This window comes from Alcaligenes sp. WGS1538 (assembly GCF_043187505.1).
Classification (GTDB): domain Bacteria; phylum Pseudomonadota; class Gammaproteobacteria; order Burkholderiales; family Burkholderiaceae_B; genus Alcaligenes.
On record NZ_CP171109.1, the window covers coordinates 1,193,174 to 1,212,690 of the forward strand.

Sequence of the window (19,517 nt, forward strand, 5' to 3'; positions counted from 1 at the left end):
TACCCAATGCGCGCGCCGGATCAGAGCTTCTTGATGAAGACCATGCTGTTGCGCGAACGGTTGTAGTGCGACTGCTTTTCCTTGGGCAGGTCGGACACGCCGCCCTGCACGAAGCCGCGCTTGATGAACCAATGCGAGGTGCGCGTGGTCAATACGAACAGGCGCTTGAAGCCCGCCGCACGGGCCTTGGCCTCGGTGTGGCGCAGCAGGATCTCGCCTTCGCCCGAGCCCTGCCATTCGGGATGCACGATCAGGCAGGCCATTTCGGCCATGCTGTCCTCGGGGTAGGGGATCAGCGCCACGCAGCCGTAGATGATGCCGTCGTGCTCCAGCACGGTGAAGCGTTCCACCTCGCGCTCGATGACCGAGCGGCCGCGCGGCACGAGCGTTCCGTCGATCTCCAGCGGCTCGATCAGCTGCACGATGGCGCCCACATCGTCCAGGTTGGCCGGACGCAGGTCGTCCAGGGTGTCTTCCACCACCATGGTGCCCACGCCGTCGTGGGTGAAGATCTCCAGCAGGATGCTGCCGTCCTGCTTGTAGGGCACCAGGTGGGCGCGGGCGATGCCGCGCTTGACGGCCTGGGAGGCATAGCGCAGGAAGGTGGAGCAATCCTCGTCCAGCTTGCCCGAGGCCAGCAGGGCGTCGGCATCGGCGCGCGCCAGCTCCGAGTCAATTTCCAGATTGTTGGAGTGGCCGATGTGCTCGGGCGTCAGGAAGATCAGCTTTTCGGCGCGCAGCGCGATGGCCGTGCTGGTGGCCAGGTCTTCCATGTCCAGGTTGAAGGCTTCGCCCGTTGGGGAAAAGCCCAGCGGGGAGAGTAGAATAAGCGCTCCCTGGTTGAGTATGACGCGCATGGCGTCCACGTCCAGCTTGCGCACCGATCCGGCATGCTTGTAGTCCACGCCGTCGATCACGCCCACCGGGCGGGCGGTCACGAAGTTGCCCGAAATGATGCGGATCTGCGCGTGCGACATGGGCGTGTTGGGCAGGCCCTGGCTGAAGGCGGCCTCGATGTCCAGGCGGATCTCGCCGGCGGCCTCCTTGGCGCATTCGAGCGCGGCCGCGCTGGTGGGCTCGGTGCCGCGGCCGAATTGCGTGGTCTCGCCCTTCAGGCGCAGTTGTTCATTGACCTGCGGGCGCGAGCCGTGCACCAGCACCAGCTTGATGCCCAGGGCGGACAGCAGGGACAGGTCCGGGATCAGCGTATTGAGCAATCCGTCGTTGATGAGTTCCCCCCCGAAGGCCACCACGAACGTCTTGCCCCGGAAGTCATGCACATAAGGGGCCACTTCCCTGAACCATCGCACGAATTGCGCCTGGGCTTGATCGGGTGGTTCGAGAGCGGTAAACGAGTCGGGGGTGTCTGTGTTCATTGCAGGGGATCTATGCGTCCAAATTCGAGAGCGTACTTGAAGAGATTGAACACGCTCTAAGGCTTGAAGCCAAAATTATAATGATGTCTGTACCAGAAAATACCTTTCATGCACGAGTCCGTAGAATTGACTGAAAACCCCCGCATCCTGCCGCCCATCCTTTACCCCGAAGACCTGCCCGTCAGCGGCCGCCGGGACGAGATAGCCAGGGCCATCAGGGACCACCAGGTGGTCATCGTGTGCGGCGAAACCGGGTCGGGCAAGACGACCCAGCTGCCCAAGATATGCCTTGAGATGGGCCGGGGGCTGGACGGCAGGGTCATCGGCCACACCCAGCCGCGCCGCCTGGCCGCGACCTCGGTGGCCAAGCGCATCGCCGAGGAGCTGCAGTCGGAGATCGGCGACTGGGTAGGCTACCAGATCCGCTTCAACGACAAGACCGGCCCGCGCTCGGCCATCAAGCTGATGACGGACGGGATCCTGCTGGCGGAGTCGCAGCGCGACCCCATGCTCAGCCGCTACGACACCATCATCATCGACGAGGCGCACGAACGCAGCCTGAACATCGATTTCCTGCTGGGCTTCCTGAAGCAGTTGCTGCCTCGGCGCCGCGACCTGAAGCTGATCATCACCTCCGCCACCATAGACGCGGATCGCTTTGCGCGTCATTTCGCCCACAAGGGCAAGCCGGCGCCCGTGATCGAAGTGTCGGGCCGCCTGTATCCGGTGGAGATCCTGTACCGTCCCATCATGGACGAGTCCCAGGGGGACGCGGAGGAGCGCCGCTCGGCCTCGGAAGAGGAGCGTGACCTGATGAACGGCATCGTGGACGCGGTGCAGGAATGCGCCCGCCACGGCAGCGGCGACGTGCTGGTGTTCCTGCCCGGCGAGCGCGAGATCCGCGAGGCCACCGAGGCCCTGGAGAAGGACAAGCCCGCCAATACCGTCATCCTGCCCTTGTTCGCGCGCCTGTCGCAGGCCGAGCAGGAACAGATCTTCCGCCCCAAGGGCAATGCGCGCCGCGTGGTGCTGGCCACCAACGTGGCCGAGACCTCGCTGACCGTGCCCGGCATACGCTACGTGGTGGACAGCGGGCTGGCGCGCATCAAGCGCTACTCCTGGCGCAACAAGGTCGAGCAGCTGCGCATCGAGGCCGTCAGCCAGGCTTCGGCCAACCAGCGCGCCGGCCGCTGCGGCCGTATCGGCCCCGGCGTGTGCATACGCCTGTACGACGAGCAGGACTTCAAGAGCCGTCCGCCCTTCACCGATCCGGAGATCCTGCGTTCCTCGCTGGCCTCGGTGATCCTGCGCATGAAGGCCCTGCGGCTGGACGACGTGGAAACCTTCCCCTTCGTGGAGCCGCCCACGGGCCGGGCCATCGCCGACGGCTACCAGATCCTGCAGGAGCTGGGCGCGCTGGACGAGCAGCAGCGTCTGACCCCGGTGGGCCGTTCCCTGGCCAAGCTGCCGGTGGACCCGCGCGTGGCGCGCATGGTGCTGGCCGGGCACGAGCAGCACTGCCTGACGGAAATGCTGGTCATTGCCGCCGCCATGTCGGTGCAGGATCCGCGCGATCGCCCCATGCACGAGCGCGAGGCCGCCAACCAGGCGCACGCCCGCTTCAATGACGACAAGTCCGAGTTCCTGTCCTATGTGAAACTGTGGAACTGGCTGGAGGAGCAATCCGCCGAGCAGGGCTCGCAGCGCAAGTTCATGAACAGCCTGAAGCAGGCCATGCTCTCGCCCGTACGCGTGCGGGAATGGCGCGACGTTCACACCCAGTTGCGCAGCCTGGTGCACGAGCAGCGCTGGGCGGCCAATCCCTCGCCGGCCACCTACGAGCAGGTGCATCTGGCCTTGCTCACCGGCCTGATCGGCAATATCGGCCACAAAAGCGAAGAAACCGGCCTGTACCAAGGCACGCGCGAATTGCGTTTCGTCATCCACCCGGGCTCCAAGCTGGTCAAGAAGGCGGGCCGCTGGATCCTGGCCGGCGAACTGGTGGAGACCACGCGCCTGTTCGCGCGCTGCGTGGCCCGCATCGAGCCGCAATGGGTGGAGAAGGTGGGGGCGCACCTGCTGCGCAAGACCTGGTCCGATCCGCGCTGGGAGAAGAAGGCCGGTCAGGTGGTGGCCAACGAGCGCGCCACCCTGTATGGCCTGATGATCTACAGCGGACGGCGCGTGCATTTCGGCAAGATCGATCCCGCGCAGGCGCGCGAGATCTTCCTGCGCCAGGCCCTGGTGCCCGGCGAGATCGACTCCAGCCTGCCGTTCCTGCGCCACAATCGCCAGCAGATTTCGGCGGTGGAGCGCCTGGAGCACCAGTCGCGCCGGCCGGACATCCTGATCGACGAAGAATTGATCTACGCCTTTTACGACCAGCGCATCCCGCAGGACGTCTACCAGACCGCGACGCTGGAGAAATGGTACAAGGGGCTGTCCAAGGAACAGGCCAAGGGTCTGGAATTGAGCCGGGACGAGCTGATGCGGCATGACGCCGCCGGCATCACCACCGACGTCTTTCCGCGTTCGGTGCAGTGGCAGGGCGTCAAGATGGCGCTGGATTATCACTTCGAACCCGGTTCGGTGCGCGACGGGGTGACGCTCAGCGTGCCCTTGTTCGCCCTGAACCAGATCGATCCGGCGCGCTGCGAATGGCTGGTGCCGGGCATGCTCAAGGAAAAGGTGCTGGCGCTGCTCAAGTCCCTGCCGCAGCGCACCCGCCGCCATTGCGTGCCTTTGCCGGACTATGCCGACGCTTTCCACAAGCGCTGGTTCGACCGCGCGGCCGACCCGGGCATGAGCCTGCTGGACGCCATCGCCCAGGACATGTGGGAGCAGGTCAAGCAGCGGCCGCAGCGCAGCGATTTCAAGCTGGAGACCCTGCCCGCCCACCTGTTCATGAACTTTCGCGTCATCGACGAACATGGCCGGATGCTCTCGGGCGGGCGCAACCTGGACCAGCTCAAGGCCGAGCACGGCCGCCAGGCCCAGGCTTCCTTCCAGCAGATAGCCGCGGCCGACGAGCAGGTCGCGCAGGTGCTGGACCACGAGCAGTTGACCAGCTGGTCCTTCGGCGAACTGCCCGAGCTGATGGAGATCAGGCGCAAGGGCCGCAGCTTCATCGGCTACCCGGCGCTGATCGATCAGAAGACGCATTGCGACCTGGACGTGTTCGACGATCCGGCCGAGGCGCGCCGCCAGCATCGCAAGGGCCTGCGCCGCCTGTTCCGGCTGGCCCTGCGCGAGCAGGTGCGTTTCCTGGAAAAGAACATCGCGGATCTGACGCGCATCAGCATGCTGTACATGACCCTGGGCACGCAAGAACAGTTGCGCGACCAGATCATCGATGTGGCCCTGGAGCAATCGTGCATGATGGAGCCCTGGCCGCATGACCAGGCGAGCTTCGAGGCGCGCGCCCAGGAAGGCCGCAGTCGCCTGGGGCTGGTGGCCCAGGAGGTGGCCCGGCTGGCGGGGCAGATCCTGGTCGAATGGAGCGCGGCGCAGAAGAAGCTGGCCCAGGTCAAGGCGCACCCCGAGGCCTTGAAGGACATGCAGCAGCAATTGGCGGCGCTGATGCCGGCCCGCTTCCTGGAAGCCAGCGAATACAAGCAGCTGGCCCATTTCCCGCGTTATCTGAAGGCGGTGCAGACGCGCGTGGACAAGCTGCGCGCCGACCCGGCCCGCGATCAGCGGCTGATGCAGGACATGGCTCCGCTGCTGGTCAAGTACCAGCGCGCCGTGGCCGCCCTGAAAGGGGCCGAGGACAGCGGCCTGCGCGACTTGCGCTGGATGCTGGAGGAACTGCGCGTGTCCCTGTTCGCACAGGAGCTGCGCACGCCCATGCCGGTCTCGGTCAAGCGCCTGGAGAAAGCCTGGGCGGCCTTGCAGCGCTGATGCGCGCGTCCTTCTCCCGTCCGCTGCTCCGGCCGTCCGTCCCGGCCGCGCCGGAGCAACCATTTTCAATCGGGTTCAGTACAATTCCGACATGAGCGAAACACACACCTCCTTTGTCCATCTGCGATCCCACTCCGAGTTCTCGGTGGTGGACGGCATCGCCCGCATACCCGACATGATCAAGAAGGCGCTGGCCTACGGGCAGCCGGCGCTCGCCCTGACGGACCTGTGCAATCTGTTCGGCCAGATCAAGTTCTACAAGGCCGCGCGCAAGGCCGGCATCAAGGCCATCATGGGTTGCGACATCTGGCTGCAGAACGAGGAGGATCGAGAAAAGCCTTCGCGCCTGCTTCTGCTGGTGCAGAACGAGGCCGGCTACCTGGACTTGTGCGACATCCTGACGCGCGCCTGGCTGGGCAACCAGTACAAGGGCAGGGCGGAAGTGCGGCGCGCCTGGCTGGAAGGGCGCAGCGGCCTGATCGCCTTGTCGGGGGCGCGCATGGGCGACGTGGGCCAGGCCCTGGAGTCCGGCAACATGGAGCTGGCGCGCCAGTGCGCGCGCCATTGGGCGGGGCTGTTTCCCGACGCCTTCTTCATCGAGCTGCAGCGCTGCGGCGCCGACGGCGACGAATTGTATGTGCAGGCAGCGATGCGGCTGGCCGCCGAGCTGGACCTGCCCGTGGTCGCCACGCATCCCATCCAGTTCATCGAGGCCGACGATTTCCGCGCCCACGAGGTGCGCGTCTGCATCGCCGAGGGTGAGCAGCTGGCCAATCCCAAGCGCGTCAAGCGCTTCACGCCCGAGCAGTATTTCCTGGATTCGGAGGAGATGGCGCGCCGTTTCGCCGACGTGCCCTCGGCCCTGGAGAACACGCTGGAGATCGCCAAGCGCTGCAACCTGGAGCTGGAGCTGGGCAAGCCCTACCTGCCCGATTTCCCCACGCCCGACGGCATGACGCTGGACGACTACCTGGTGCATCAGGCCGAAGAAGGCCTGAAAAAGCGCATGGAGCAGCTCTACCCGGACGAGGCCGAACGCCAGGCGCAGTACCCGACCTACGCGGAGCGCCTGCGCTGGGAATGCAACACCATCATTTCCATGGGCTTTCCAGGCTACTTCCTGATCGTGGCCGACTTCATCAACTGGGGCAAGCACAACGGCGTGCCGGTCGGTCCCGGCCGGGGTTCGGGGGCGGGCTCGCTGGTCGCCTACAGCCTGGGCATCACCGACCTGGATCCGCTGCGCTACGACTTGCTGTTCGAGCGTTTCCTGAATCCCGAGCGGGTCTCCATGCCCGACTTCGACGTGGATTTCTGCCAGGACAACCGCGAACGCGTCATCGATTACGTGAAGGAAAAATACGGCCGCCAGGCCGTCAGCCAGATCGCCACCTTCGGCACGCTGGGCGCCAAGGCGGTGGTGCGCGATGTGGGCCGGGTGCTGGAGCTGCCCTACAGCATGTGCGACGGCCTGTCCAAGCTGATCCCCTTCAACCCGGCCGATCCCTGGACCCTGGAGCGCGCCCTGGCGGACGAACCCGCCTTTCGCGAACGCTATGAGAATGACGAAGAGGTCAAGGCCCTGATCGATCTTGCCCGGCCCCTGGAGGGCCTGACGCGCAGCGTGGGCATGCACGCCGGCGGCGTGCTGATCGCGCCGGGCAAGCTGATCGACTTCTGCCCGCTGTATTGCCAGCCCGGCCCGGACGCCAATGCCGTGTCCCAATACGACAAGGATGACGTGGAAGCCGCCGGCCTGGTCAAGTTCGACTTCCTGGGCCTGCGCAACCTGACCATCCTGGACTGGGCGGTGCGCTACGTGCGGCAGTTCAATCCATCCAAGCGCGACTTCGACATCATGGCGCTGCCGCTGGACGACGACGCCTCCTACAAGCTGCTGTGCGAGGGCAACACCACCGCCGTGTTCCAGCTGGAATCGCGCGGGATGAAGGAGCTGTTGCGCAGCCTGCGGCCGTCCACCTTCGAAGACATCATCGCCATGCTGGCCCTGTATCGTCCGGGGCCGCTGGAATCGGGCATGGTGGTGGACTTCGTGAATCGCAAGCACGGCCGCGCCGAAGTGGACTACTTCCACCCGGACCTGGAAAGCACCCTGCGCAGCACTTACGGGGTGATCGTCTACCAGGAACAGGTGATGCTGATCTCGCAGATCATCGGCGGCTATTCGCTGGGCGGCGCCGACTTGCTGCGGCGCGCCATGGGCAAGAAAAAGCCCGAGGAAATGGCCAAGCACCGCGTGCTGTTCGAGGAAGGCGCCGTCAAGAAGGGGCATGATCCCGAGCTGGCGGTCAAGCTGTTCGACCTGATGGAGAAATTCGCGGGCTACGGCTTCAACAAGAGTCACTCCGCCGCCTACGCCCTGATCGCCTATCAGACGGCCTGGCTCAAGGCCCATCACCCGGCCGAGTTCCTGGCCGCCACCTTGTTGTCGGACATGGACGACACCGACAAGGTGCAGATCTTCTGGAAGGATGCGCTGGCCAATGGCGTGCAGGTCCTGCCGCCCGACATCAATGCGTCCAACTACCGTTTCGAGCCCGTGGAGGACAGCTACACGGCGCAGGGGCTGCCGCCGCGCACCATGCGCTACGGCCTGGGCGCCGTCAAAGGCACGGGTCAGGCCGCGGTGGAGGCCATCGTCCAGGCGCGCGCCCAGGAAGGGCCGTTCAGGAGCCTGTTCGACTTCTGCCGCCGGGTGGACCGCCACCAGGTCAACAAGCGCACCATCGAAGCCCTGGTGAGGGCCGGCGCCTTCGACTGCATCGACGACAACCGCGCCGCGCTGCTGGCCACCATAGGCGCAGCGGTGGAGGCGGCCGAGCAGGCCGAGCGCAGCGCCAACCAGTCCTCCCTGTTCGCCGACGATTCGGACGACATCGTGGAAGGCGAAGTCGCCAAGGTCGCGCCCTGGAGCCTGCAGGAAAGGCTGCGTCAGGAAAAGACGGCGCTGGGCTTCTATTTCAGCGGGCACCTGTTCGACGCCTGGCGCGACGAGGTCCGCCGCTTCGCGCCCACGCCGCTGGCGCGCCTGGAAGCCTCCCGCAATCCGCAATGGTTCGCCGGCGTGCTGTCGGCCGTGCGCGTGCGCATGACGCGCCGCGGCAAGATGCTGTATGCCATGCTGGACGATGGCTCCGCCCAGATCGAAGTGGCCATCTTCAACGAACTGTTCGAGGAGCACCGCCAGCGCCTGAAGGAAGACCAGCTCGTCATCATCCAGGGCAAGGTCAGCAATGACGACTACACCGGCGGCCTGCGCGTGACGGCCGACGCCATCTTCGATCTGCAGCTGGCCCGCGAAACCCGCGCCAGCTGCCTGAGCATCGTCCTGGGAGAGCAGGCCGACGCCGCCCGTCTGCAGAACCTGCTGGCGCCGCATCGCGCCCCGGAAGGGGGAGGGGTGGCTGTGGAAGTGCAACTGCATCGACCCGATTATGAATGCGTCATCCAGCTGGGCCGGGACTGGCGGGTGCGCCTGGCCGACTCCATGCTGGAGCAGCTGGAGCAATGGGACGCCACGCGGGAAGTGGAGATCAGCTACCGATGAGGCCGCTGCGCATCCTGCACTCGGAGGCCGCCACGAGCTTCGGCGGCCAGGAGAACTACATCCTGCGCGTGATGCGCATCCTGCGTGAACGCGGCCATCATGTGGAGGCCGCCTGCCAGCCTCATGCGCAATTGGCGGCGCGCCTGCGCGACGAAGGCTTCGTCGTCCACACCCTGTACATGGACGGCCCCCGCAACTACCTGCGCGGCGTGCGCCAGTTGCGTCGCGTGCTGCGCCAGGGCGGCTTCGACGTGGTCAACAGCCACAGCCGCCGCGACGCCCTGCTGGCCGGCATGGCCGGGCGGCTGGCGGGCACGCCGCTGATCGTGCGTACGCGCCACCTGGCCAAGAAGGTTGGATCGCTGCTGTCCTACACCATCGTGCCCAAGCGCGTCATCACGCCCAGCGAGTACGTGCGCGAGCATCTGATCCAGCGCGGCGTCAAGCCGGAATCGGTGCAGGTCGTGTATCCCTGCGTGGATCCGGCCCTGCTGGATTCCGCCCCTGCACTGGACCTGCGGGCCGAGCTCGGCCTGCCGCCGCACGCGCTGCTGGTGGGCTGCGTGGCCGTGCTGCGGCGCGAAAAAGGGCACCGCGAACTGATTGCGGCCATGCAGCCCCTGTTCGCCGCGCACCCCGATCTGCATCTGGTCCTGGCGGGCGGAGGCTCGCCAGGTTTCGAGGAACTGCAGGCTCTGGTGGCCGGGCAGGGCCTGCAGGAGCGCGTGCATCTGCTGGGCGCCCGCTCGGACGTGCCGTCCCTGCTGCCAAACCTGGACATCTTCGCCCTTGCCACCCACATGGAAGCGTCGGGCACGGCCTTCGTCGAGGCCGGCAGCGCCGGCTTGCCCGTGGTCGGCACCCGGGTGGGCGGCGTGCCGGAAATGATGCTGGAAGGGCGCAGCGGCCTGTTGGCGCCCCTGCACGACATAGAGGCGCTGCGCGCCGCCCTGCATGAGCTGATCCGGGATCCGGAGCGCCGCCGCGCCATGGGCGCGGCGGGGCGGGAGTTCTGCCGCAGCGATGATCGATTCACTCCCAAGGCGATGGGCGACCGGCTTGAAGGCGCTTACTACCGCTGGCTGAAGGAACTGCAAAAATGAGAATGGCCACCACCGTGCCGGTGATGATGTATCACCACGTCACCCCCCAGGGCGGCATGATCAATGCATCCCCCGAGCATTTCGAGCAGCATCTGCAATGGCTCAAGCGCCACGGCTGGACCAGCCTGACCACCGAGCAGTTCGTCGGTCACCTGCAGGGGCAGGGCGTGCCGCGCAAGTCGGTGCTGATCACCTTCGACGATGGCTATCTGGACAATTGGGTCCATGCCTACCCCCTGCTCAAGAAATATGGTTTCAATGCCGTCATCTTCCTGGTGACCTCCTGGGTCAAGGACGGCCCGGTGCGTCCGCACGCTGGCCAGGGCGATGTCCCCGAATGCCCCGATCACCGGGAATGCGAAGCGCGCATCGCGGCCGGACGCAGCGACGAAGTCATCCTGCGCTGGAGCGAAATCCGCGCCATGCAGGAAGAGGGCGTGTTCGAGTTCCACAGCCATACCCATACGCATACGCGCTGGGATCTGGGCGAGCAGCGCGAGCACAAGAACGAGAAGATGCGCTGGGAGCTGGAGCAGTCGCGCCAGACTCTGCGCGCCAAGCTGGGTTCCGTCTCGGACCAGTTCTGCTGGCCGCAGGGCTATTTCGACCCGGACTATGTGCGGATCGCCCAGCAGGCGGGCTTTCGCTACCTGTACACCACGCGCGCCTTCGGTTCGAACCAGCCGGGCACGGACCCGCTGCACATCTACCGTTTCGCCGTGCGCGACACCACCGGCGCGTCCGTGGGGCGCCGCCTCAACGTGGCCGTGCATCCGCTCATCGGTCCTATCTTCAACAGGTGGAAGGCATGGCGACGCCGGCAGCGCCAGAAATGAACGGGACGGCCCAGCCGCTGCCGCGGCTTTCCGTCATCCTGATCACCAAGAACGAGGAGGCGCATATCCGCGCCTGCCTGGAGTCGGTGTCTTTTGCCGACGAGATCATCGTGGTGGATTCGGGAAGCACGGACCGCACCTGCGAGATCGCCCGCGCCATGGGCGCCCAGGTCACCGTGACGCCGGACTGGCCGGGATTCGGCCCGCAGAAGAACCGGGCGCTGGATCTGGCCACGGGCGAATGGGTGCTGTCCATCGACGCGGACGAGCGCGTCACGCCCGAGCTGGCCCGCCTGATCCAGCAGGAGCTGGCCCGACCCCGGGCCGCGGCCTATCGCATCGCGCGCCTGTCCGAATTCGCCGGCCGCTGGATACGCCACAGCGGCTGGTGGCCCGACCGGGTGCTGCGCCTGTTCCGGCGCGGCACGGCGCGCTTCAAGGACGTCAAGGTCCATGAAAGCGTGCAGACCGACCAGCCTACGGCGATCCTGGACGGGCATTTCCTGCATTACCCCTATGCCAGCCTCGAAGTGTTCATCGACAAGATCAATACGTATTCGACCGAGGCGGCGCGCCAGATGCAGGCGCGCGGCAAGACCACCAGCCTGCCCGGCATCGCCGGCCATGCGGTCTGGACGTTCCTGCGGCATTACGTCGTGCGGCGCGGCTTCCTGGACGGCCCGCAGGGCTTCATCCTGGCCTGCATGGCTGCTTCCGGCAGTCTCTTTCGTTACAGCAAGCTCTGGTACTACACGCGCCGGAAGCAGACCTAGGGCCTGTTCACGCATGGCCTTTGCAGGACGGGAGGAGCCATGAAAAGAGCGCGGACCGGCTCATGGCTGCTTATAATGCCGCTATGATTCCGATTCTCATGTACCACCAGATCGGGTTGCCGGCGCCCAAGGGCTCGCCCTATCGCGGCCTGACCGTGCACCCCACCGACTTCCGTCGCCAGATGACCTGGCTGAAGCGGCTGGGCTACCGCGGCCTGTCCATGGCCCAGCTCATGCCCTACCTGCGCGGCGAGAAGCAGGGCAAGGTGGTGGGCATCAGTTTCGATGACGGCTATCGCAACGTATTCCAGAACGCCATGCCGGTGCTGGACGAGCTGGGTTTCACCGCCACCAACTATATCGTGGCCCGCCACCTGGACGGCTCCAATTTCTGGGATCAGCCCAAGGGCGTGCCGCACTCCGGCCTGATGTCGCTGCCCGAGTTGCGCGCCTGGGTGGCCGCCGGTCACGAAGCCGGGTCGCATACGCTGGACCACGTCCATCTGACCGAGGTGTCTTCCGAGATCGCCCAGTACCAGATCGTTCAATCCCGGGTCGAGCTGCAGGACCTGTTGCAGGTGGAGGTCAACGCCTTCTGCTATCCCTATGGCGACCAGACCCGGGCGATCCGCGATCTGGTGCGCCAGGCGGGCTACCATAACGCCACCACGACCAATCGCGGGCTGGCGCGCGCCGACGACGATCTGTTCGACCTGCCCCGCGTCACCGTGGCGCGGTCCACGAATATTCTCCGTTTTCTGCAAAAGTGCATCACGCGCCTTGAAGACCGGCGCCGCACCTCGTCCCCATGAGCGACACTCAGTCTTCCGCGGATCAGAGTCCGGCGCGCCTGCGCATCGCCTTCGTGGTGGATCGTTTCGGCAACCGCTTCGGCGGCGCCGAAGCCTATGGCGTGGAACTGATGCGCGAACTGGCGCGCCATCACGACATCACGGTATTCGCGCGCGACTATGACAGCCGCTGCGATCTGAAACTGCCCTACGTGCCCATCCGGCACTGGTCGCGCTGGCCGGGCTGGATACGCAGCTGGCTGTTCGCCCGCAAGGCCGCCCAGGCCACCGCCCGGGGCTTCGACATCGTGCATTCGCACATGAACGGCTGGTGCGGCGACGTGGAAGTGGTGCACGTCACGCCGGTACGCTACAACTGGCGCGTGCGGGCGCTGCCCTGGTTCAAGAAGCTGGGCTCCTGCTTCAGCCCCAGGGTCGGCATGTACCTGCATCTGGAGGGCCGCAGGCTGCGCCCCGGCCCGCATGCCGTCGTGGCCGTCTCCGGCCTGATCGCCGAACAATTGCAGCAGGCCTACGGCAGCGTGCACCCCTATCCGGTCATCGCGCCGGGCGTACTGCTGCCCGAACCCGACGCCGGCGGCCAGGATCGCGCGCAGACCCGCGCCAGGCTGGGACTGGACGACGAGCACATCGTCTGCCTGCTGGTGGCGCGCAATCCCTTGCGCAAGGGCCTGGTCACCGTGCTGAAGGCCTTGGCGCAACTGCCGTCCCGCTACCGGCTGCTGGTCGTGGGCGGCAAGCCGGGCCTGCGTGACGCCATGCGCCAGCAACTGACCGGCTTGGGCCTGGAGGAGCGCGTCGTCCTGCTGGGCGAGACCTCCAATGTGGAGCCTTATTACCGGGCAGCCGACATTTATGTGCATCCCACTCTGAACGACAGCTTCGGCATGGCGCCGCTGGAGGCCATGTCCTACGGCTTGCCGGTGGTGCTCAGCCCCAGCCCCTGGTGCGGTTTTGCCCAGTATGTGCGCGCCGGGCATCATGCGCTGCTCCTGACCCATCCTGAAAACGCCCAGGAACTCGCACAAGCGGTGCGGCAACTGGGCGAGGACTCGGCCGCCGCCCGGCAACTGGTGGAGAATTCGCGCGAACTGCTCTCCGAGTTCAGCTGGCCCTCCGTGGCCGCCCGCTATCAGGCCTTGTACGACGAGGTTCTGCAACGCCGCTGAACGGCAGAAGTGTTGTATTTAAGTTGCGTTCAGCCGGTTTTCACTCTGTTCAGTTGTTGTTCAGCAAGCTTGCTAACAGATAAACTCCGACACGTACGGGCATCCGTTCGGGGTGCGTATTGAGCAAGCTGTCCAGGCAGGCTGTTGGCGGAGCGATTTGTGAAAGTTCTCATTACCGATATTCATCATGGCAATGGCGGCGGTCATGTGACCTATGTCCTGAGCCTGTTGCGGGAGATGGCGGACCGCTGCGAATTCACGCTGGCCGCACCGCCGACCGGGCGCCTGTTCCGGGAGGCTTCGCGCCTGCCCAATGTGCGTGTGCTGCCCGGCCTGTACACCTCGCGCGTGTTTTCCGCCGTGCCCGAGATCTTGCGCCTGCGCCGCTTCCTGAAGGCCGAACGATTCGACATCGCCCATTGCAACGGCGGGGCGGATCATCGCCATCTCATGGCCGCCAGCCTGGGCCTGCGCGAAGCGCCGGCCATTGTCTGGACCAAGCACAATACCAACGAGGTCGACAGTTTCGGCCACCGCCTGCGCGCCCGTTTCGGGACTGACTTGTGCATTGCTGTCAGTGATTACGTCTCTGCGCAGCTCGCAGACTCATTCTATCGAAGTTGTGCTGTGGAGCGTATCTATCATGGCCTGGACTTGAACCACTATCGGCAGGCGTCGATCGCAGAGAAACGAAAGGCGCGTGTCCAGTGTTTTGGCTCGGAATTGGATGATTGCATCGTTTTCGGCTCTGTGGGGGGGACAGATATTGAAAAAGGTTGGATGCTGTTGGTGCAGGCGGTATCCCGCCTGAAACCGGAGCTGAAGCACCGTATTCGTATAGTGGTAGCTGGAGATCCCCCTCGCCCAGAAATCGAAGAGCGGGTGGCCCAGTTAGGCTGTGCTGACGTGGTGGTTTTTCCGGGGCTTGTTAAAGACGTTCGCACTGTGTTGACAGCGTGCGACGTCGGCTTTGTGCTTTCTTACAAGGAATCAGCGTCGTACGCCTGTTATGAATCATTGGCGCTCGGATTGCCTGTGCTGGTGTCAAACGCAGGCGGACTCCCTGAGAGTATTGAGCACATGCGGGAAGGCTGGATGGTCCCCGTAGGAGATATCGATGCCGTTGAGCAACAGGTAAAGGCAATTCTAACTAATAAATTCTGCCTTAAAACATTCGGTGCTCGAGCCAGGGTCAGAGCTGAACAGCGGTTTGATGTGCGCCGTTTTGCTTTGGACACCTTGAACGCCTACGTCAAGGCGCGGGCGATTTGATCTCGGACGTCGTCCTGAGCTGATTGCCTGAACCAGTCAAACAAAATCACAGCGGCGACATAATTCTGTGTATTCCACGCCCGGCCGCACAATCTCGAAAACGGTCCGGTGGTGTTAGCCCCGTTCGATGACGGCTCCGAGAGAAGCGTAGAACGAGAGTCGAGAAACACCTAGATAGTCGGCCCATTCACCCCAACCGCGACTTTCGTCGATCAAGGTCTCACCGACATCGAAAAATACGGCTTTTATTCTCATCGGTCCCTGCCCATTCGGCAAGCTCATGGCCCTGCCTGGGTTTGTTTCTCCAGCAGCCCCAGCCAGTGCAGCGCCTGTTCGCGGCTGTCGCCGCACATATCGCCGCTGGGCCGCAGGGAGCCGCAGACTGCCGGCCGCTCGGGGCGGCCGAACACTTTGCAGCGGTTGTCTTCGTCAAGCTGGGCACAGCGGACTCCCGCCGGCTTTCCCGAAGGCATTCCAGGTATAGGGCTGGAAATCGACGGGGCGATGCAGCAGGCGCCGCAGCCTTCGCGGCAGATCATGTCCAGCCCCGCGACCAGTACACCAGGATGCCCACGTATTCCTTGATGATGGAGCGGCTGGACTGCAGCGCCAGCAGGCTGGGCTTCCAGCGCGAGAAGCCGGGCACGTCCGGCAGGGTGATCTGGGGCGCCGCGCCGGCCGGGATCACGTCCACTCCTTGCTTGCGGAAAATGGCCATGGCGCGCGGCATGTGCAGGGCGGAGGTGACCAGCAGCACGTGCTTGAAGCCTTTTTCATTCAGCAGCCGAGCGGTGTATTCGCCATTCTGCTGCGTGGTCAGGCTGTTGTTTTCCATCAGGGCGGCCGAGGCCGGCACGTCCAGCGTGCCCAGCGTATGGGCCATCATTTTCGCTTCGCTGACGCCGCCGTCCAGGGCGGCGCCCGACAGCACGATATAGGGCGCGCGCTCGGCCTTGTACAGGTCGGCGGCGCGCTCCACGCGGGCCGAGGTCTTGCGCGCCGTCTGGGGCAGGAACCAGTTGCTGCGGTTCTGGGCCGTATAGCCGCCCAGGACCACGATGGCGTCGGCCTGCGGGACCTGCGCCGCCGCCTGGTAGGGATACATGTTTTCCAGATAGCCGCCCACCCACAGGCTGGTGGCGGGCAGGGACCAGGCGCCCGCCCAGAGCAGCCCGCTGAGCGCCAGGGCGGCGGCCGTCTTGCGGTGGCGAGTGGCGAACAGGATCACCGCCAGCAGGAGCAGGGCGGCAAACAGATTCAGGGGAATGACCAGGCTGGTCAATATGCTGGACAGGTTCATGCGGGCTCCGGTACAGGCTGGAGAGCGGACAGGACGTCCTGCAGTTCGGGCCACTGGCCGTCGCGTCCCAGGCACAGGGCGCGGGGCGACCAGGGGCCGGTGTCTTCAGGATCGGTGACGCCGCACAAGGTCAGTTGCCGCGCCTGGACTGCGGCGGCCACATGGGATACGCCCGAATCGTTGCAGATCACCCATTGGGCCTGCTGGCATAGCCGGGCGAAGGCGCCAAGAGGCAGGGACGGCAGGCAGCGCGCTGTGGGGGCGTTCGCCAGGGCGGCTTCGTGCTCATTGGGCGGCGGGCACATGACCACGGTCCTGCCCAGGGCCTGCAGGCGACGGGTCAGGGCGTCGAAGTGCGGCCAGACCTTGACGCGGCCCTTGTGCAGGCCGGTGGCGGTCGGGGCGATAAGGATATAGTCGCCCGGGCGCAAGGCCGCCTGGCGCAGGCTGCTGTCGCCCTCCTGGCGCTGCAGGGGCGTGAGCTTCAAGCCCAGGGCGGCGGGTGCGGCCGCGGGCACCGGATCCAGCCGCCAGCGCAGCAGCGCCTGGCGCACGATGTGGAACCAGGACTCGACCGCATGCATCTGCGCCTTGGGCTTGGCCAAAGGCCAGCGCAGCAGCAGGCTGCGGCCGTCATCCCGATAGCCGCAGGCCGGCAGGCCCGCCAGCTTGAACGTCAGGGCGCTGGTCAGGGAGTCGGGCAGCAGTATCCCGGCGGCGCGGCGGTGGCCGGCCTGCCGGCGGTAGCGGCGCACGGCCCAGCCGTCGCGGCGCCAATTCCCGCTCATGGGGATGAAGCCGTGCAGGGGATAGGCGGACAGCAGCTCCCTGGCCCAGGGGCGGGCGCAGACAACGACCGGCCGGCCGGTGTCCAGCAGGGCCTGCAGGCAGGGCAGGCTCATGCAGACATCACCCAGCCAGTTGGGAAGTCGCAGGTAGAGGGCAGATGGTTGAGGCATGAACAGGACTGCTCGGGAACACGATCTTGAGCGGGAACGCTCAGCGTCTGGCAATGAACGTTAAAATGAACACAATCACATAGTATATAGGTGTCCTCGTTGTCCAACGCCATAGAAACAAAAATCCGGCCCGCGGGCCACGATCCGGTCAAGTCGGAATTGTGGAAGCGCATCTACAGCCGCCTGCTGCCCTATTGGAAGGCGGTGGTGGTGGCGCTGGTCCTGGTCGCCATTTCCTCGGCGACCCAGCCCGTGCTGGCGGTGATCATGAAGCCGCTGCTCGACGACGGCTTCACGGGGGCCAAGCCATACTATGTCTGGTCCATTCCCCTGGCGGTCATAGGCTTGATGTTCGTGCGCGGGATCACCACCTATGCCAGCACGTACCTGTTCGCGTGGGTGGCCAACAAGATGCTGCTGACCTTGCGCGGGGATATGTTCACCCGGTTGCTCAGCCTGCCCGACGAGGAATTCAAGCGCGGGGACACGGGGCGCCTGCTCAACCGCTTCACTATCGACGCCGGCACCATGACGGGCGTAGCCACCGAAGTGGTGACCGTCATCGTGCGCGAAGTGCTGACCGTGGTGGCGCTGCTGGGGGTGCTGCTGTACATGTCCTGGCAACTGACGGTGATCGTGTTCCTGGTCATGCCCGCCTCGGTATTCGTCGCCAAGCTGGTCTCGCGGCGCCTGCGGCGCATCAACCGGGATACCGTCAACATGAACGCCGAGCTGACCCGCGTGGTGGGCGAAGCCATCGACGCCCAGCGCGTCATCAAGCTGTTCGACGGCTACGAACGAGAGAACGCCCGTTTCTCCTATGTGAACGGGCGGCTGCGCCGCTTCGCCATGCGCGCCGCCTCGGCGGATGCGGCCCTCTCGCCCATCACCCAGTTCTTCGTGGCCATCGCGGTGGCGGGCGTCATCTTCGTGGCTCTTTACCAGGCCAATTCGGGCGTGCTGACGGTCGGCAGCTTTGCCGCCTTCATGGCCGCGCTGGGACAGATCTTCGATCCCATCAAACGCCTGACCAACATCACCGGCACCATGCAGCGCATGCTGGTGGCGGCCGAAAGCGTCTTCAAGCTGGTGGACCAGGATGCAGAACGCGATACAGGCGAGCGGGAGTTTCCCGCCGAAGTGCGCGGCCATATCGAGTTCGAGGGCGTGCATCACCGCTTCCCCGATGCGCATCGAGATACGGTCTCCAATGTCAGTTTCTCCGTGCAGCCGGGGCAGACAGTTGCGCTGGTGGGGCGCTCGGGCAGCGGCAAGACGACGCTGGCCAATATGCTGCCGCGCTTCATCGAGCCCACAGGCGGGCAGGTGCGCGTGGACGGCATTGCGCTCCCGGAGCTGAAGCTGCGCAGCCTGCGCAGCCATATATCCCTGGTCAGCCAGGACGTGGTGCTGTTCGAGGGCACCATAGGCCAGAACGTGGCCTATGGCGCCGGGCAGGACGTTTCGGACGAGCGCATCTGGGAGGCGCTGGAAGCCGCCAATCTGCGTGACTTCGTCGCCGGCCTTCCCCAGGGCCTGGACACGCCGGTAGGAGAGAACGCCAACGCCTTGTCCGGCGGGCAGCGCCAGCGCCTGGCCATCGCGCGCGCCCTGATCAAGAATGCGCCCATCCTGGTGCTGGACGAGGCCACTTCCGCGCTGGACAACGAGTCGGAGCGCCAGGTCCAGGCCTCGCTGGAGACCTTGATGAAGGGCCGCAGCACCCTGGTCATCGCCCATCGCCTCTCCACGGTGCAGAAGGCCGATCAGATCCTGGTGCTGGACGAAGGTCGCATCATCGAGCAGGGCCGTCACGACGAGCTTCTGGCTCGCGATGGCGTCTACGCCAGTCTGTACCGCATGCAGTTTCAGTTCAACGAATGAGCGGCCCGGCGCCGCAAACCAAGGAACATCATGAAGAAAGGCATCATCATCCTGGCCGGACTGGCCGGACTGGCCGCGTTGGCCGGGTGTGCGGCCCAGAACGGGCAATTGCGCGAAGACGATCTACGCCGCTCGGTCTACCTGCAAAGCGAGCGCCGCATCAATACGGATTTCGTGGGTATTCAGCGGGCGCTCTTCAAGCATCAGGCCGAGTGCGGCAAGGCGGCCGTTTTCAAGATGGACGAGCGCCAGGCGAGCTATGGCACCTTGCGCTATCCCTTGGAAGAGGGGGCGGGATGGGAAAAAACCATTCTGGTGGACCTGACCTTGATGCAGAAGGGCTGGGTGGACGCCAAGGTCTACAGCTACCAGGCCGGCGTGCAGCAGCAGATCAAGGAAATCTTCACCTCCATCCGGGCCCCCGGCATCTGCAATCCGGACGAGGCGCCCAAGGAAGTGCAGCCCGAGGATGACTTCAAGCCGGTGGCTCAGTAAGGCCGAAGCGGGAGTTTTCTTCTCCCATGATCCATTCGCGCACCGCTTCCATTATTTGTGCCGCCCGCGC

14 protein-coding genes are annotated in these 19,517 nt (G+C 65.2%); 10 read left to right on the forward strand and 4 right to left on the reverse strand.

Annotated elements, in window-relative coordinates; all coding sequences use genetic code 11:
* Window positions 1-20 precede the first annotated feature (20 nt).
* The gene (gene argA / locus ACF3ND_RS05545; protein ID WP_394065032.1) at window positions 21-1,376 is read right to left on the reverse strand and encodes an amino-acid N-acetyltransferase; all 1,356 of its coding nucleotides are present in this window, start codon (window positions 1,374-1,376) and stop codon (window positions 21-23) included.
* A gap of 108 nt (window positions 1,377-1,484) precedes the next feature.
* Here argA and hrpA point away from each other — a divergent pair, with 108 nt between their 5' ends.
* The 8 genes from hrpA (at window position 1,485) to ACF3ND_RS05585 (ending at window position 14,809) form a co-directional block, all read left to right on the forward strand.
* The gene (gene hrpA / locus ACF3ND_RS05550; protein ID WP_394065034.1) at window positions 1,485-5,276 is read left to right on the forward strand and encodes an ATP-dependent RNA helicase HrpA; all 3,792 of its coding nucleotides are present in this window, start codon (window positions 1,485-1,487) and stop codon (window positions 5,274-5,276) included.
* A 91-nt stretch (window positions 5,277-5,367) separates the two neighbouring features.
* Window positions 5,368-8,844 (forward strand): DNA polymerase III subunit alpha, encoded by a 3,477-nt coding sequence (gene dnaE / locus ACF3ND_RS05555; protein WP_394065036.1) that lies wholly within the window; start codon window positions 5,368-5,370, stop codon window positions 8,842-8,844.
* Complete coding sequence (locus ACF3ND_RS05560; protein WP_394065038.1) at window positions 8,841-9,947, forward strand: glycosyltransferase family 4 protein; 1,107 nt, start codon at window positions 8,841-8,843, stop codon at window positions 9,945-9,947. Before dnaE ends, ACF3ND_RS05560 begins: the two co-directional genes overlap by 4 nt.
* On the forward strand, window positions 9,944-10,783 hold the full coding sequence (locus ACF3ND_RS05565) for a polysaccharide deacetylase family protein (RefSeq protein ID WP_394065040.1): 840 nt from the start codon (window positions 9,944-9,946) through the stop codon (window positions 10,781-10,783). Before ACF3ND_RS05560 ends, ACF3ND_RS05565 begins: the two co-directional genes overlap by 4 nt.
* On the forward strand, window positions 10,756-11,556 hold the full coding sequence (locus ACF3ND_RS05570; protein WP_394065042.1) for a glycosyltransferase family 2 protein: 801 nt from the start codon (window positions 10,756-10,758) through the stop codon (window positions 11,554-11,556). Before ACF3ND_RS05565 ends, ACF3ND_RS05570 begins: the two co-directional genes overlap by 28 nt.
* Window positions 11,557-11,654: 98 nt before the next feature.
* A complete protein-coding gene (locus tag ACF3ND_RS05575) occupies window positions 11,655-12,368 on the forward strand; it encodes a polysaccharide deacetylase family protein (protein WP_394065788.1) in 714 nt (237 codons plus the stop codon).
* Window positions 12,365-13,537 carry a glycosyltransferase family 4 protein gene (locus tag ACF3ND_RS05580; protein ID WP_394065044.1) on the forward strand — a complete coding sequence of 391 codons (1,173 nt, stop codon included), beginning with the start codon at window positions 12,365-12,367 and terminating at the stop codon, window positions 13,535-13,537. Before ACF3ND_RS05575 ends, ACF3ND_RS05580 begins: the two co-directional genes overlap by 4 nt.
* Before the next feature lie 159 nt (window positions 13,538-13,696).
* Complete coding sequence (locus ACF3ND_RS05585) at window positions 13,697-14,809, forward strand: glycosyltransferase family 4 protein (RefSeq protein WP_394065046.1); 1,113 nt, start codon at window positions 13,697-13,699, stop codon at window positions 14,807-14,809.
* A 278-nt stretch (window positions 14,810-15,087) separates the two neighbouring features.
* Here ACF3ND_RS05585 and ACF3ND_RS05590 read toward each other — a convergent pair whose 3' ends face one another.
* The 3 genes from ACF3ND_RS05590 to ACF3ND_RS05600 are packed head-to-tail and all read right to left on the reverse strand — an operon-like array spanning window position 15,088 to window position 17,068.
* A complete protein-coding gene (locus ACF3ND_RS05590; RefSeq protein WP_394065048.1) occupies window positions 15,088-15,348 on the reverse strand; it encodes a YkgJ family cysteine cluster protein in 261 nt (86 codons plus the stop codon).
* Window positions 15,345-16,109, reverse strand: coding sequence for a YdcF family protein (locus tag ACF3ND_RS05595; protein WP_394065050.1), 765 nt, complete (start codon window positions 16,107-16,109; stop codon window positions 15,345-15,347). Before ACF3ND_RS05595 ends, ACF3ND_RS05590 begins: the two co-directional genes overlap by 4 nt.
* On the reverse strand, window positions 16,106-17,068 hold the full coding sequence (locus tag ACF3ND_RS05600; RefSeq protein WP_394065052.1) for a glycosyltransferase family 9 protein: 963 nt from the start codon (window positions 17,066-17,068) through the stop codon (window positions 16,106-16,108). Before ACF3ND_RS05600 ends, ACF3ND_RS05595 begins: the two co-directional genes overlap by 4 nt.
* A 90-nt stretch (window positions 17,069-17,158) precedes the next feature.
* Between ACF3ND_RS05600 and msbA the strand changes: the two genes are divergently transcribed.
* Complete coding sequence (gene msbA, locus ACF3ND_RS05605; RefSeq protein ID WP_394065054.1) at window positions 17,159-18,952, forward strand: lipid A export permease/ATP-binding protein MsbA; 1,794 nt, start codon at window positions 17,159-17,161, stop codon at window positions 18,950-18,952.
* A gap of 30 nt (window positions 18,953-18,982) precedes the next feature.
* On the forward strand, window positions 18,983-19,447 hold the full coding sequence (locus tag ACF3ND_RS05610) for a hypothetical protein (RefSeq protein WP_394065056.1): 465 nt from the start codon (window positions 18,983-18,985) through the stop codon (window positions 19,445-19,447).
* The last annotated feature ends 70 nt before the right edge of the window (window positions 19,448-19,517 follow it).